Annotated in this window: 15 protein-coding genes; 5 read left to right on the top strand and 10 right to left on the bottom strand. The window is 74.4% G+C overall.

The window, feature by feature from the left end; all coding sequences use genetic code 11:
- Nucleotides 1–63 precede the first annotated feature (63 nt).
- Entirely contained in the window at nt 64–1,692 is a 1,629-nt protein-coding gene (locus tag MicB006_RS10690; protein WP_116505643.1) for an isovaleryl-CoA dehydrogenase, read from the top strand.
- A gap of 7 nt (nt 1,693–1,699) precedes the next feature.
- Nucleotides 1,700–2,524, top strand: coding sequence for an MOSC domain-containing protein (locus MicB006_RS10685; protein WP_116505641.1), 825 nt, complete (start codon nt 1,700–1,702; stop codon nt 2,522–2,524).
- 9 nt (nt 2,525–2,533) lie between these two features.
- On the opposite strand, the gene MicB006_RS10680 is transcribed toward MicB006_RS10685, so the two are convergent.
- The gene (locus tag MicB006_RS10680; protein WP_116505640.1) at nt 2,534–3,088 is read right to left on the bottom strand and encodes a GNAT family N-acetyltransferase; all 555 of its coding nucleotides are present in this window, start codon (nt 3,086–3,088) and stop codon (nt 2,534–2,536) included.
- Between the two features lie 34 nt (nt 3,089–3,122).
- Here MicB006_RS10680 and MicB006_RS10675 point away from each other — a divergent pair, with 34 nt between their 5' ends.
- Complete coding sequence (locus tag MicB006_RS10675) at nt 3,123–4,334, top strand: MalY/PatB family protein (protein ID WP_116511333.1); 1,212 nt, start codon at nt 3,123–3,125, stop codon at nt 4,332–4,334.
- 8 nt (nt 4,335–4,342) lie between these two features.
- On the opposite strand, the gene MicB006_RS10670 is transcribed toward MicB006_RS10675, so the two are convergent.
- Both MicB006_RS10670 and MicB006_RS10665 read right to left on the bottom strand, forming a co-directional pair.
- A complete protein-coding gene (locus MicB006_RS10670; RefSeq protein ID WP_116505638.1) occupies nt 4,343–5,434 on the bottom strand; it encodes a winged helix DNA-binding domain-containing protein in 1,092 nt (363 codons plus the stop codon).
- A gap of 7 nt (nt 5,435–5,441) precedes the next feature.
- On the bottom strand, nt 5,442–6,020 hold the full coding sequence (locus tag MicB006_RS10665; protein WP_116511331.1) for a DinB family protein: 579 nt from the start codon (nt 6,018–6,020) through the stop codon (nt 5,442–5,444).
- Nucleotides 6,021–6,106: 86 nt separating this feature from the next.
- Here MicB006_RS10665 and MicB006_RS10660 point away from each other — a divergent pair, with 86 nt between their 5' ends.
- Nucleotides 6,107–7,111, top strand: a complete 1,005-nt coding sequence (locus MicB006_RS10660) for a YafY family protein (protein WP_116505636.1) — start codon at nt 6,107–6,109, stop codon at nt 7,109–7,111.
- A gap of 32 nt (nt 7,112–7,143) precedes the next feature.
- Here the strand turns inward: MicB006_RS10660 and MicB006_RS10655 are convergent, their stop codons facing one another.
- The 5 genes from MicB006_RS10655 to MicB006_RS10640 all read right to left on the bottom strand — a co-directional run bounded on the left by MicB006_RS10655 (nt 7,144) and on the right by MicB006_RS10640 (nt 10,313).
- Nucleotides 7,144–7,455, bottom strand: coding sequence for an NIPSNAP family protein (locus MicB006_RS10655; RefSeq protein ID WP_116505634.1), 312 nt, complete (start codon nt 7,453–7,455; stop codon nt 7,144–7,146).
- Between the two features lie 33 nt (nt 7,456–7,488).
- A complete protein-coding gene (locus MicB006_RS10650; protein ID WP_073829562.1) occupies nt 7,489–8,022 on the bottom strand; it encodes a flavin reductase family protein in 534 nt (177 codons plus the stop codon).
- Between the two features lie 32 nt (nt 8,023–8,054).
- Nucleotides 8,055–9,275 carry a YeiH family protein gene (locus MicB006_RS10645; protein WP_116505632.1) on the bottom strand — a complete coding sequence of 407 codons (1,221 nt, stop codon included), beginning with the start codon at nt 9,273–9,275 and terminating at the stop codon, nt 8,055–8,057.
- Nucleotides 9,275–9,421 carry a hypothetical protein gene (locus MicB006_RS31985; RefSeq protein ID WP_192900224.1) on the bottom strand — a complete coding sequence of 49 codons (147 nt, stop codon included), beginning with the start codon at nt 9,419–9,421 and terminating at the stop codon, nt 9,275–9,277. The genes MicB006_RS10645 and MicB006_RS31985 overlap by 1 nt, the downstream gene beginning before the upstream one ends.
- Before the next feature lie 100 nt (nt 9,422–9,521).
- Nucleotides 9,522–10,313 carry a TetR/AcrR family transcriptional regulator gene (locus tag MicB006_RS10640; RefSeq protein ID WP_116505630.1) on the bottom strand — a complete coding sequence of 264 codons (792 nt, stop codon included), beginning with the start codon at nt 10,311–10,313 and terminating at the stop codon, nt 9,522–9,524.
- A gap of 221 nt (nt 10,314–10,534) precedes the next feature.
- Between MicB006_RS10640 and helR the strand changes: the two genes are divergently transcribed.
- Nucleotides 10,535–12,706 (top strand): RNA polymerase recycling motor ATPase HelR, encoded by a 2,172-nt coding sequence (helR, locus tag MicB006_RS10635; RefSeq protein ID WP_116505628.1) that lies wholly within the window; start codon nt 10,535–10,537, stop codon nt 12,704–12,706.
- Between the two features lie 43 nt (nt 12,707–12,749).
- On the opposite strand, the gene MicB006_RS10630 is transcribed toward helR, so the two are convergent.
- Entirely contained in the window at nt 12,750–13,559 is an 810-nt protein-coding gene (locus tag MicB006_RS10630; protein WP_116505626.1) for an ABC transporter permease, read from the bottom strand.
- Nucleotides 13,556–14,524, bottom strand: a complete 969-nt coding sequence (locus tag MicB006_RS10625; protein ID WP_116505625.1) for an ATP-binding cassette domain-containing protein — start codon at nt 14,522–14,524, stop codon at nt 13,556–13,558. The genes MicB006_RS10630 and MicB006_RS10625 overlap by 4 nt, the downstream gene beginning before the upstream one ends.
- Between the last annotated feature and the right edge of the window lie 33 nt (nt 14,525–14,557).

Raw genomic sequence — 14,557 nt, 5'->3', positions numbered from 1 at the left:
GGAGTGAACGATGGTTCAATCCGGGCCCCGACCTGATCCGCCACCGCGCTGGGAGTTGCCGCCGTGACCACACACGAGGTCGTCAACCAGGTCCCCCCGATGGTCGGCCACGACACCGCCGACGACCCCGCGCTGCGCGACGGCGTGGCCCGCGAGGGCGCCGGCTGGGCGCTGCCCGGGCTGCACGAGCTGGGCCGGCTCGCCGGTGGTGCGGAGGCCGCCGAACACGGGCGGCTCGCCAACGAGCACCCGCCGGCGCTGCGCACCCACGACCGGTACGGCAACCGCATCGACGAGGTGGAGTTCCACCCGTCCTGGCACGAGCTGATGCGTACCGCTGTCGGGCACGGCCTGCACGCCGCGCCGTGGGCCGACGACCGGCCGGGCGCGCACGTGGCCCGGGCCGCCGGCTTCTACCTGTGGCGGCCCGACGCCGGGCACGGCTGCCCGATCTCGATGACGTACGCGGCGGTGCCCGCGCTGCGGCACAGCCCGGAGCTGGCCGCCCGCTACGAGCCGCTGCTCACCACCCGGGAGTACGACTTCGGGCTGCGCCCGCCGCAGACCAAGCGCGGCCTGCTCGCCGGCATGTCGATGACCGAGAAGCAGGGCGGCTCGGACGTACGCGCCAACACCACCACAGCCCGGCCCGAGCCGGACGGCAGCTACCGGCTCGTCGGACACAAGTGGTTCACCTCGGCGCCCATGTGCGACCTGTTCCTCACGCTCGCCCAGGCGCCCGGCGGCCTCACCTGCTTCCTGGTCCCCCGCGTGCTGCCCGACGGCGAACGCAACCCGATGCGGCTGATGCGGCTCAAGGACAAGCTCGGCAACCGCTCCAACGCCTCCGCCGAGGTCGAGTACGAGCACGCGGTGGCGTGGCGCGTCGGCGACGAGGGCCGGGGCGTGCGCACCATCATCGACATGGTCAACCTGACCCGGCTGGACTGCGTGATCGGCGCGGCGGCCGGGATGCGCCACGGCGTGACCACCGCCGTGCACCACGCCACCCATCGGCGGGCGTTCGGCAGCTACCTGGTCGACCAGCCGCTGATGCGTAACGTGCTGGCCGACCTGGCGGTGGAGTCCGAGGCCGCCACCGTCCTGATGGTCCGGCTGGCCGGCGCGACGGACCGGTCGGCGCGCGGCGACGACGGCGAGACCGCGTTCAAGCGCCTCGCCCTCGCAGTCGGCAAGTACTGGGTGTGCAAGCGCTGGCCGGGGCACGCCGCCGAGGCGCTGGAGTGCCTGGGCGGCAACGGTTACGTGGAGGAGTCCGGCATGCCGCGGCTGTTCCGCGAGTCGCCGCTGAACTCGATCTGGGAGGGCTCCGGCAACGTCGCCGCGCTGGACGTGCTGCGCGCGCTCACCCGGGAACCGCAGGTGCTCGCCGCGTACGAGGCGGAGGTGGCCGCCGCGGCCGGCGCGGACGCGCGCCTGGACGCCGCCGTGCGCCGGGTGCGCGACGAACTGGCCGACCACACGGACGTGGAGCTGCGCGCCCGGCGCGTGGTGGAGCGGCTGGCGCTGGTGCTGCAGGGCGCGCTGCTGGTGCGCCACGGCCACCCGGCGGTCGCTGACGCGTTCTGCGCGTCCCGGCTCGACGGCGACCACGGTCAGGCGTACGGGACGCTGCCGGGCGGACTGGACCTGGCGGCGATCATCGACCGCGCCACCCCGAAGATCGGCTGAGCGGGCGATGACGCGCCTGGTCTCGACGCACCTGTATCCGGTCAAGTCCCTCGGCGGCGTCGACGTCGACCGGGCCGAGGTGGAGCCGTGGGGGTTGCGTCACGACCGCCGCTGGGTGGTGCTGCGCCCCGACGGCGGCAAAGTGGGCTCGACCGCCCTTCCGGCGCTGCTCGACCTGACCGCCACCCCCGGTCCCGGATCGATCGCGCTCACCGCCCGCGACGGGTCGTCGCTGACAGTCGCCGAACCGGTGGACGGGCCGCCGGTCGCCACCGACGTGTCCCGGCTGGACACGGTCCGCCTCGCCGCCGACGAGGCGCACGACTGGCTCTCCGCGCGGCTGGGCCGTCCGGTGCGGCTGGCCTGGCTGGACGATCCGCGCCGCCGGCCGATGTCGGCCGAGCACGGCGGTCGGCCCGGTGATCCGCTGAATCTGTCCGACGCCGGACCGCTGCTGGTGGCCACACTGCCGTCGCTGCGGCGGCTGCGGGACTGGATCATCGAGGGCGCGCTGGAACGCGGCGAGCCGGCCCCGGAGCCGCTGGCGATGGCCCGGTTCCGGCCGACGGTGGTGCTGGACGGGCCGTTCGAGCCGTTCGCCGAGGACCGTTGGGCGCGTGTGCGGATCGGCGCCGTCGACTTCCGGGTCTCCGAGCGCTGCGACCGCTGCTCGGTGACGCTCATCGACCCGGATACGCTCGCCAGCGGGAAGGAGCCGATCCGCACGCTGGCCCGGCACCGGCGCCACGACGGCAAGACCTGGTTCGGCATCCGGCTGGTCCCGGTGACCACCGGCGAGATCCGCGTCGGCGATCCGGTCACCGTCTCCTGATCCGGCGGCTCAGCGGCCACGCCACTCGTCGGCCAGGATCGCGTGGACGAGCTGGTCTGCCCAGCCGAGCCGGAACCGGTAGCTGCGCACGTGCCGCGCCTCCCGCCGCATCCCGAGCCGGGCCATCAGGCGCGCCGAGGGCTCGTTGTCCGCGTGGCAGCGGGCCAGCACCCGGTGCAGCCCGAACTCGCCGAAACCCCAGTCCAGCAGCGCGCGGGCCGCCTCGGTGGCCAGCCCCCGTCCGCCGTGGTCGGGATGGAACACGTACCCCAGCTCGGCGGTGCGGTCCGCCGCGCTGCGCCACACCAGCTCGACAACGCCGATCACCCGCGCGTCGCTGACCACGGCGAGCGTCAGGCAGTCGCCCTCCGCGCGCAGCGCGTCCTCGCCGGCCATCGCGGTCACCGACGCCAGGGACTCCACCCGGGTACGCGGCGCGGCGCCGGCCATCCAGCGGACCACGTCCGGGCGGCGCTGCCAGGCGTGCACGTCGTCGAGGTCGTCGAGCGTGACCGGGCGCAGCAGCAGCCGGGGCGTGCGCAGCGGGTACGCCGGGTGGGCCATCGGGCGATGGTAGGACGCGCATAGTGTGGGCCGCATGGTCGTTTCCGCCGACGACGGCAACCCGCTCACCCAGCTCACGCTCGACCAGCTCCGGCGGCGCACGAGCGTGAAGTGGCGGCTGTACCCGCCGGACGTGCTGCCGCTGTGGGTGGCCGAACAGGACGTGCCGCTGGCGCCGCCGGTCGCCGAGGCGCTGCGCCGGGCCGTCGAGCTGGGTGACACCGGCTACTCGTACGGGACCGCGTACGCCGAGGCGGTCGGCGGGTTCGCCGCGCGGCGGTGGGGCTGGGCCGACTTCCCGGTCGGCCGGACCACGCTGGTGCCGGACGTCATGATAGGCACGGTCGAGGTGCTGCTCCTGGTCACCGCCCCTGGTGACGCGGTGGTGGTCACTCCCCCGGTCTACCCGCCGTTCTACGCGTTCGTCACGCACGCCGACCGGCAGGTGATCGAGGCGCCGCTCGGGGCGGACCTGCGGCTCGACCCGACCACGTTGGACGAGGCGTTCCGTCGGGCGCGGGCCGCCGGTGACCGGCCGGCGTTCCTGCTCTGCAACCCGCACAACCCGACCGGCGTGGTGCACCGCCCCGACGAGCTGGCCACCGTCGCCGAGCTGGCCGCCCGGCACGGCGTCCGGGTGGTCTCCGACGAGATCCACTCGCCGCTGGCGCTGCCCGGCGCGCGGTTCACCCCGTACCTGACAGTGCCCGGGGCAGAGAACGCGTTCGCGCTGCTGTCGGCGTCCAAGGCGTGGAACCTCGCCGGGCTCAAGGCGGCGCTGGCGGTCGCCGGCCCGGACGCCGCCGACGACCTGGCCCGGATGCCGGAGGAGGTGAGCCACGGCCCCAGCCACTTCGGGGTGCTCGCGCACACCGCCGCGTTCCGGGCCGGCGGGCCGTGGCTGGACCGGCTGCTCGACGGCCTGGACGCGAACCGGGCGCTGCTCGGGTCGCTGCTGGCCGAGCACCTGCCCACGGTGTCGTGGCGGCCACCCGAGGGCACGTACCTGGCCTGGCTGGACTGCCGCGCCCTCGGCGTGCCCACGGAGGCGTCCGGAGACGGGCCGCCGATCGCCAGCGACCTGGCCGGACCGGCGCGGATGTTCCTCGACCGGGCCCGGGTGGCGCTCAGCTCCGGGCACGTCTTCGGCGCCGGTGGCGCCGGGTTCGTGCGGCTCAACTTCGCCACCTCCCCCGCCGTGCTCACCGAGGCGGTCACCCGGATGGGCCACGCCGTACGCGCCTGACGTGCGGCTCAGCCAGCGGCGACGCGTACCCCCTGGTTGTCGCCCTCGGACAGGAACGACGCCAGCGCGGCGCCCTCCTCGGCGACGGCCGTGCGCTCGACGCGGGTGAACGCGCGCAGCGGCGTGACCACCACGACGCCCCCGTCGACCGTCCAGGTGGCGGCGACCCGGCCGTCGACGAGCACGAACCGGGCCCCGGCCACGGAGAGGTTGCGGTGCGGGTCGCCGATGATCCGGCTGCGGTCGTGGTAGCCGAGCACGGCGTTGTCGAAGGCGGGCAGGAACCGTACCGGCGCGGGGGTGTCCGGGTCGGGCCGGGGCGCGCCGGGCAGGTCGAGCAGCGTGCGGCCGCGCGCGTCCCGGAAGGCCACCAGCTCGTCGCGGACCGCCGCCAGGGCGGCGGGCAGCCCGGCGAGGCCGCACCAGGCGCGCAGGTCCGCCGACGCGGCCGGCCCGAACGCGGCCAGGTAGCGCCGCACCAGCGCCCGCCCGGCCGGGTCGTCGCCGTCCGACCCAGGCGGCTCGGGGTCGCGGCCCAGCCAGCCGGCCAGGGCGACGGTACGGACGCCGGCCGTGGTCCGCCACAGTCCGCGCGGCGGGGCTTGCACGGTCGGAACCAGCGCGAGCACGATCTCGCCGAGCGCCCGGCGGTCCGGGCCCGGCCAGCGCGCGGCGAGCACCGACACGATCTCCGCGTTGGTGCGGGGCTCGCCGTCGGCGAGCGCCTCCCGCGCCGCCGCGGCGAGTTCGTCGAGGTCGACCCCGTCGAACTCGCCGCGGTAGACGCCCAGCACCCGCTGGCGCAGCATCGCGTCGTGCCGGGACCGCCAGGCCAGCACGTCGTCGGCCGCGAGCAGGTGCACGGTGCGCCGCATCAGGTGGGTACGCACCAGGCGGCGGCGCACCAGCAGGTCCGACAGGGCCGCCGGGTCGAAGGCCCGCAGCCGCGACCAGAGCCCGACGTACGGCTCCTGCGGCTCCTGGGCCTGCAACCCGCACAGGTGCGCCACCGCGTCGGCCACCGGCAGGTCGGCGCGGTCGAGCAGCATCTGCCGGGCGAGCGTCGCCCGGTTGAGCGCCCGCTGGTCGAGCACTGTCACGGCCGGCTCAGGTGGTGGTCTGGCCGTCGATGCTCTCGCGCAGGATGTCCGCGTGCCCGGCGTGCTGGGTGGTCTCGGCGATGACGTGGATCAGCACCCGCCGGACGCTGCGGACCGAGCCGGGCTCGTTCCACGGCGCGTCGGGCACCGGCCACGTCGCCGACAGGTCGTCGACACCGGCCACGATCTCCTCGGTACGCGCGGCGACACGCGCGTACCGGTCCAGGATCGCCGGCAGCGTGTCCTCGGGCAGCATCTGGAAGTCCCGCCCCCGCTCGATCGCCCACTGCGGCAGCTCGCGGGCCTTGCCGGCCATGAAGTCCTCCCAGGTCACGCCCTCGGGCATGGCGAAGGACATCGCCGACGGGCCCTCGACCACGAACCGCAGCCACGCCTCCTCGGTGGACGCGACATGCTTGATCAGCCCGCCCAGGCAGAGCGCGCTGACCGTCGGCTTCTGCCCGGCCTGCTCGTCGGTGAGGGCGCGCACCGTGTTGATCAGCATGTTGCGCGCTTCGGCGAGCTCGGCCAGCAGGTCGGCCCGCTCGGCGTCCAGGGTGGTGGGGGTCGTGGTGGTGCCGGTCATCGTCATCGGTCCCTTCCGGTCCTGATCGGGTACGGGTCCACCCTCGCAGGCATAGCGGTCAGGGTGTGTCCTCTTCTGCGGGCAGAATGTGTGTCGTGCCGACGACTTCCGCGCGACTGCTCTCCCTGCTGTCCCTGCTTCAGGCCCGCCGGGACTGGCCGGGCGCGCTGCTCGCCGAACGGTTACGGGTCAGCGCGCGTACCGTGCGGCGCGACGTCGACCGGCTGCGCGAGCTGGGCTACCCGATCGAGAGCACCAAAGGCCCGGACGGCGGCTACCGCCTGGGCGCCGGCTCGGCGCTGCCGCCGCTGCTCTTCGACGACGAGCAGGCGGTCGCGCTCACCGTGGCGTTGCAGACCGCCGCCACCAGCGTGACCGGCATCGAGGAGGCCGCCGCGCGGGCGCTGACCACGGTGCGGCAGGTGATGCCGCCCCGGCTGCGCCACCGGGTGGACGCGCTGCGGGTGATCGCCGTGGAACGGGCCGGCACGCCCGCCACGGCCCGCGTGGAGCCGGGACTGCTGATGACGCTCAGCGCCGCCGTGCACGCCAGGGAGGAACTGCGCTTCGACTACGACTCGGTGTCGGCGTCCGCTCCCGACGCGCCGCCGCGTCGCGCACAGCCGCACCACCTGGTCACCTGGGGTGGGCGCTGGTATCTCGTGGCCTGGGACCTGGACCGCGCGGACTGGCGCACGTTCCGGGTCGACCGGATCAGCCCGCGCACGCCCACCGGTCCCCGGTTCACGCCGCGCGAGCTGCCCGGCGGGGACGTGGCCGCGTACGTCGCCGGCCGGTTCAAGGGCGCCACCGGGCCGGGTGACTGGCCCTGCCGGGGCGAGGTGATCCTCGACCTGCCCGCCCGGACCGTCTCCGCGTGGACCCGCGACGGGATCGTCGAGGAACTGGGCCCGGACCGCTGCCGGCTGGTGCTGGGCGGCTGGTCGTGGCCCGGGCTGGCCGCCGTGCTCGGGCGCTACGACGCCGACATCGAGGTGATCGGGCCGCCGGAACTGCGCGAGGCGTTCGCCCGCCTGGCCCGCCGCTACGCCGCCGCCGCACAGACCCCGGACGCGCCGCGCACCGGCTGACCCGCGCCCCCGACACGACGGCGCGCCCGGTGTCAGTCGGTGGGCAGGAGCGGGCGCATGAACGTGCGCTCGTACCGCAGGACACAGCCCGACTCCTCGCGGATCCGGTCGGCGGCGACGAACTCGGGGTCCACTCCGAACCGGGCCCGGTACTGCTCGTACGCCGCCAGGCTCTCGAAGCTGAACAGCGCCTCGGCCCGGTCGCTGGCGCCCTCGGCGGGCAGGAAGTAGCCGTGGTGCACGCCGCCGTGCCGTGCCACCAGCCGCATCCAGGTGCGGGCGAAGCGCTCGAACGCCTCGATCTGCGCGGGATCGATCGTGTAGTGCACGACGCAGGTGATCACGCGGCCACGATAGCGACGCCCAGTCCCCGGCGCTCAGGCGGCGGAGCGGCGGTCGCCGGGGTCCGTCGTGTCCGCCAGGCCGGCGTACCGCCCCCGGTGGTAGAGCAACGGCGAGCCGACGTCGGCGTGCCGCAGCAGTTCCGGTTCGGCCAGCACGACGGCGTGGTCCCCGACGACGACCCGGTCCACCACCCGGCACAGCAGCCAGGCCAGTGTGTCGTCGAGGACCGGCACCCCTTCCGGGCCGGGCCGCCAGCGGGTCGGCCCGGCGAACCTGTCGATCCCGCTGGTGGCGAACCTCCGGGCCACCTCGTGCTGGCCGTGCCCGAGCAGGTGCACCCCGACGTGCCGGGCCCGGGACACCACCGGCCAGCTCGACGAGCCCAGGTCCAGGCAGAACGAGACGATCGGCGGTCGCAGCGACACCGCGGTGAACGAGGTGGCGGTGAACCCGGCCGCGGGCGGTCCGGCGGCGGTGACCACCGTGACGGTGCTGGCCTGGTGCCGCAGCAGCGTCCGCAGCGCGTCCACGTCGGCGTCGACCGGGGTGTCGGCGGGCTCGGTCACGGCGTTCCTCCAAGGTGTACGAGCGGGACCGGTCAGACCGTGAAGCCGTGGAACAGCACCGACGCCAGCCCGAGCGCCAGCACCAGGTTGAACACGGTGGCGGCGCCGAACACGGTCACCGGCCGCCAGCCGGCCTCGCGCAGCGACGACACGCGGACCTCCAGGCCGATGCTGACGAAGGCCAGGATGAGGAACCAGACCCGCAGGTCGGTGACGATCGCCATGGTGGCCTTGCCGTCCGCCCCGGCGGCGTCGAGGTACCAGGTGGCGATCACCGAGGCGGCGACGAACCCGAGGACGAACTTCGGGAACCGGCGCCACAGCTCGCCGAGCCCGGGGCGCGGCGCGTCCGGGCGGCGCTCCACGTGCAGCGCGAAGTACGCGGTGAGAGCCACCGCGACCACGCCCATCAGCGCGTTCTGGGTGACCTTGACGATGCTGGCGATCTGGAGCGCGTCCTCACCGGCGAGCGCGCCGGCCGCGGTGACGGCGGCGGTGGTGTCGATGTTGCCGCCGATCCAGGCGCCGGCGACCGCGTCGGAGAGGCCGAGCACGTCGGCCAGCCACGGCAGCAGGAAGATCGACGGCAGCGCAAACGCGATGACCAGGCTGGCCGTGTACGCGAGTTGTTCCCGGCGTGCCCGCACCGCGCCGGCGGCGGCGATCGCGGCGCTGACGCCGCAGATCGACACGGCCGAGGCGAGCAGCGCCCGCAGTTTGTCGTCCAGGCCGAAGCGCCCGGCCAGCCACCAGGTGAACAGGAAGACGCCGCTGATCAGCAGCAGCGCCTGGGCGATGGCGGGGCCGGCGGCGCTCGCGATGACGGCGAGGTTGATCGAGGCGCCGAGCAGCACCAGGCCGGTCTTGATGAAGAACTCGGTACGGAACGCGGCGGAGATCCGGTCGCGCAGGCCGATCACTGTGACGACCAGGTTGCCGAGCAGGCCGAGCAGGATCGCGTAGACCGGGTACTCGACGGCGGCGGCCACCTCCTCGATCGCGCTGCCCTCGGCCCAGACCGGCACGTTCTGTTCCAGGTACCGGGTGAGCGCGGCGAGACCGAGCACCACCAGCAGACCCAGGCCGGTCCAGGCCCAGAACGCGCCGGAGCGCAGGTCGGCCCGGGGTGGGGCGTCCGAGGGCGTACCGTCCGGTCGGTCCACTGAGCTCGGGGCGGCTGGGGCGTCCGCGGTGGAGGCCGCGGGCGGCCCGGCGGCGGTGCTGCGGACGGCGGGTTCCGGGGCGGCGGCCATCACGGCACCAGCCCGGCGGGGATCGCGCCGGCCAGCACCAGGAGCAGCAGCGCGAGGCCGAGTGCGGTGGCGGCCCAGTCCTCGTTGAAGGCGAGCCGGGACGTTCCTGCGGTGGGCGGTTCGGGTGGCGTGGGCGCGTTGCTCATGAGGGGCTCCTACGGGTACGCGCGGGCGAGGGAGGGCAGCCGGAGGCAAGGTGACGGGGCTCATCGACCCCACGGAGAGTTTCCTACTTAACTAGTAGGATTACAAGGTCTTCCCGCGCTCCGGCTCACCCGCGGCGCGGGCGGCCACCACCACCGAGATGCCGTCGAGCACCCGCTGGAGACCGAACTCGAAGGCGTGGTCCGGCCCGTACGCCCCGCCGTGAGCCATCCCGGCGGCCGTGCCGACCCGCGCGGCGAGCGGGAAACTGCCGGCGGTCATGAACTTCTCCAGCCAGGGGCCGTGCGTCTGCCACCACTGGTCGTCGGTCATCCCGGTCTCACGTTCCAGCTCGGCCACGTCCAGCGCGACCCGGGCCGCGCTCTTGGCGTGCCCCAGCACGAGCGTGAGCACCGCGTCCATCTCCACGTCGTCGAGCCCGATGTCCGCGACCGCGTGCAGTTCGTAGTCGTACTTGGCGAGCACGTTCGGGCCGAGCACCGGCCGGGTCGTCTCGGCGCGCAGCAGCCACGGGTGGGCCCGGTAGAGCGCGAGGTTGTCCCGGGCGATGCGTTCCAGCCGGCCACGCCAGCCACCCGGCACGTCGGCCGGGCGCGGGAGGTCACCGAGAACGGCGTCCACCATGACGTCGAGCAGTTCCGCCTTGCCCGGCACGTACGTGTAGACGGACATGGTGCCCACGCCGAGCGCCTCGCTGACCCGGCGCATGGTGAGCGCGTCGATGCCCTCGGCGTCGGCGATCTCGATAGCGGTGCGCACGATCCGGTCGACGCTGAGACCGGGACCGGCGCCACGGCTGGCCGGCTCCCGGGTGCGCCACAGAAGGGCCAGGCTGCGGGCGGGATCGGCCTTGCGCCGGCGCTCCTTCGACATGGTGCCGTCATCCTACCGGCCACGCCGGTCGCGGGCCGTCGGCGGGACGAAGGAAAGAGCCACGAGAATTGTTCGGGCAAAAAGAATGGCGGGTTCTCCCGCCATTACCAACATATAGCGCACCCCCGGTCTTGCGGCAAGCCCCGGGTGGTGGCGCAGAATTGCCGGCCGTAACCCATTGCCGAGGCATTCGAAAAGCCGCGAAGAGCGGAGGCTCGGCCGTGCCCGTGATCGGAGACGAGTTGAATCTGCCTGCCACGAGCGTTTTCGATCTTCCCGAGCGTCTGTCGGCGAAGGCCGACCCGGACCTGATCGCCGCCGACGAGCGGCACTTCGCCGCCATCGCGGACAGCCTGCGCCGCTCGATCGCCGAGTTGACCGACCGGCTCGACGCGACGCGCCGGGCCGCGGGTGGCCGGGGCCGGCAGGCGGTCGACCGGGACCAGGAGGTCCGGCGGTTGAGCGCGCGCCTGCGTACGCTGCGCCGTTACGGCCTGGACCTCTGCCTGGGCCGGATGGTCGGCGCGGACGGCGCGGCCCCGGTGTACGTGGGCCGGCTCGGCCTGACCGACGGCGCGGGCGGCCGGCTGCTGCTGGACTGGCGCTCCCCCGCCGCCGAGCCGTTCTTCGGCGCGACCCACGCCGACCCGATGGGCCTGGTCAGCCGCCGCCGGTACCGGTGGACCGCGGGCCGGATCACCGACTACTGGGACGAGGTGTTCACCGCCGACGGACTGGCCGGGCACGCCGCGCTGGACGACCAGTCGGCGTTCATCGCCAGCCTGGGCGCGACCCGGTCGGCGCGAATGCGTGACGTGCTGGGCACCATCCAGGCCGACCAGGACGCGATCATCCGGGCCGGTTCCCGGGGCGCGCTGGTGGTCGACGGCGGTCCCGGCACCGGCAAGACGGTGGTGGCGCTGCACCGCACCGCGTACCTGCTGCACGCCGACCCGCGCCTGGGCGAGCGCCGGGGCGGGGTGCTCGTCGTGGGCCCGCACCAGCCGTACCTGAACTACGTCTCCGACGTGCTGCCCAGCCTGGGCGAGGAGGACGTGCAGATCTGCACGCTGGCCGACCTGGTGCCGGAGGGCGCCGCGGCGGCGCCCGAGCCCGACCCGGTGGTGGCCCGGCTGAAGGCGTCGGCGGACCTGGTGCGGGCGGTGGACGCCGCGGTCCGGTTCTACGAGGAGCCGCCCACAACCGGGATGACTGTCGGTGTCGGGGACGCCGAGCTGCGGCTCACAGCCGACGACTGGGCGACGGCGTTCGAGGCGGCCGGGCCGGGCGTCCCGCACAACGAGGCCCGCGACGACGTGTGGGAGGAACTGCTCACGATCCTCGTGGAGAAGTACCACGGGGACGAGCCGGAGGAGGCGGTCCGCCGCGAGCTGGGGCGCGACCGGGAACTGGTCACCGCGTTCGGCCGGGCGTGGCCGCTGCTCGACCCGCTCGACGTGGTGGCCGACCTGTGGTCGGTGCCGGCCTACCTGCGCCGGTGCGCACCCTGGCTGAGCGTCGAGGAGATCCGTACGCTGCGGCGGGCCGACGCCCGGGCGTGGACGGTGGCGGACCTGCCGTGGCTGGACGCGGCCCGGCGGCGGGTCGGCGACCCGGAGGCGTCGCTGCGGCGGCGCCGCGACGAGGCGGTGCTGGCCGCGCAGCGCGTCGAGATGGACACCGTGGTCGACGCGCTGATCGCGTCGCACGCCTACGACGACGGCGAGGGCCTGATGACCATGCTGTACGGCGAGGACATGCGCACGAGCCTGGTCGACTCCAGCGCGCTGAGCGTGGCCGATCCGGACCTGCTGGCCGGGCCGTTCGCGCACGTCGTGGTGGACGAGGCGCAGGAGCTGACCGACGCGCAGTGGCAGATGCTGCTGGCGCGCTGCCCGTCGCGCAGCTTCACCGTGGTCGGTGACCGGGCGCAGGCGCGGCACGGGTTCACCGAGTCGTGGCCGCAGCGGCTGACGCGGGCCGGGTTCGACCGGGTCGAGGTGGCGACGCTGACTGTCAACTACCGCACCCCGGCGCAGGTGATGGCGGCGGCCGAGCCGGTGATCCGGGCCGTCCTCCCGGACGCCAACGTGCCCACGTCCATCCGCGACGGCGCCCCGGTGCGGTACGGCGACCGCGCGAAGCTGGGCGCGGTGGTGGACGGCTGGCTCGCCGCCCACAGTGAGGGCGTCGCGTGCGTCATCGGCGATCCGGCGTTCCCGGCCTCGGAGCGGGTCCGCTCACTGACCCCGGAGCTGGCGAAGGGGCTGGAGTTCGACCTGGTGGTGCTGGTCGAACCGGAGTCCTTCGGTGACGGGATCTCCGGCGCGGTGGACCGGTACGTCGCGATGACCCGGGCCACCGGCGAGCTGGTCGTGCTCACCGGGCCGTGACCGTGCCCCCGGGGGCGGCGCACGTCCGCCCCCGGGGTCCGGCTCAGCGGCTCAGCGCCCGGTAGCGGCGCAGCGACAGCGGCAGGAACACGGCGATCAGCGCCAGCGGCCAGAGCACCGCCAGCAGCGAATGGTGCGCGGCGACCCACGAATCGCCGCCCCAGCCGGGGTTGCCGAACAACTCCCGGGTGGCCCCGACCGTGGCGGACAGCGGGTTCCACTCGGCGACCGCGCCCAGCCACGCGGGCATCGTGGACGGCGCCACGAACGCGCTGGACAGGAATCCGAGCGGGAACTCCAGCGTCTGCACGGCGGTCACGGCGCTCTGCCCCTTCACGGTCAGGCCGAGGAAGACACCCACCCAGACCAGCGCGAACCGCAGCAGCAGGATCAGCCCGAACGCGGTGAGCGTGTCGCCGAGGTCGCCGCGCGCCCGCCACCCGATCGCCAGGCCGGCCAGCAGCATGACAGCGAGCGTCACCACCGCGAACATCAGGTCGGCGCCCGCGCGGCCGAGCAGCGGGGCCAGCCGCGACACCGGCATGGACCGCAGCCGGTCGGTGACGCCGCGGTCCAGGTCCGCCGACACCGCCATGGTGGTCATGCTGATACCGAAGACCATGGTCATGGCGAACATGCCGGGCATCAGGAACTCGTGGTAGCTGCCGCCGCCCGGCACCTGGAGCGCGCCGCCGAACAGGTAGGCGAACATCAGCACCATCAGGATGTCGAAGCCCAGCGAGCCGATCAGCGGGCCGGGCTCACGCCGCCAGTGCGCGAACGCACGTCCGGTGAGCGTCAGGCCGTCACCGGCCAGCGACGCACGCCGGGCCGGGGTCACTGTCGCGGTCACGCGGTCACCTCCGCTGCGGGACGGGCGGCGGACGGCGCGCCGGTGAGCTGGAGGAACACCTCGTCCAGTGTGGGTCGGCGCAGCGCCACGTCGGCCACGCTCACGCCGTCGGCGTCCAGCGCGCGCAGCACCTCGCTCAGCGCGCCGGCCCGGTCGCCGACCTGGGCGCTGACCGCCCGCCGGTCCGGATCGACCGCCGGTTCGGAGCGGGCCACGGCGCGCAGCCGACTCGCCGCGGCGCCGAGGTCGGCGGCGTCGCGGACGACCAGTTCGATCCGGTCGCCGCCCAGGCGGGACTTGAGCGCGTCCGGGGCGCCCTCGGCGATCACCCGCCCGGCGTCGAGCACGCAGACACGGTCGGCGAGCTGGTCGGCCTCGTCCAGGTACTGCGTGGTCAGCAGCACAGTGGTGCCGCCGCGTACCAGGTCCCGTACCGCCTCCCACACCTCGTTGCGTCCGCGCGGGTCGAGCGCGGTGGTCGGCTCGTCGAGGAACAGCACCGACGGCGCGAGGATCATGCCGGCCGCCAGGTCGAGGCGGCGGCGCATCCCACCGGAGTACGTGCGTACCGGCCGATCGGCGGCGTCGGCGAGCCCGAACCGGTCGAGCAGTTCGGTCGCTCGCCGTCTCGCAGTGGCCCGGTCCAGGTGGAACAGACGGCCGAACATGACCAGGTTCTCCCGGCCGCTCAGCGCCTCGTCCACGGCCGGGTGCTGGCCGACCAGGCCGATGCGGTGGCGCACCCGGTCGGGCTGCCCGGCCACGTCGAAGCCGGCGACCTCGGCCCGCCCGGCGTCGAAGCGCAGCAGCGTGGCGAGGATGCGTACGGCTGTGGTCTTGCCGGCGCCGTTCGGGCCGAGCAGCCCGCACACGGTGCCCGGTGGCACGCGCAGGTCGAATCCGTCCAGCGCGACGCTGTCCCCGTACCGCTTGCGCAGGCCCTCCGCGAGGATCGCGTGTTCCACGTCTGTCCCCCTCCGTTGACGACGGCCACTAAC

Origin of the sequence: Micromonospora sp. B006, from assembly GCF_003408515.1 — a bacterium.
GTDB lineage: Bacteria > Actinomycetota > Actinomycetes > Mycobacteriales > Micromonosporaceae > Micromonospora > Micromonospora echinospora_A.
The sequence above is the reverse complement of the archived record's forward strand: the minus strand, read 5'-3'. Positions and strand labels throughout refer to the sequence as shown.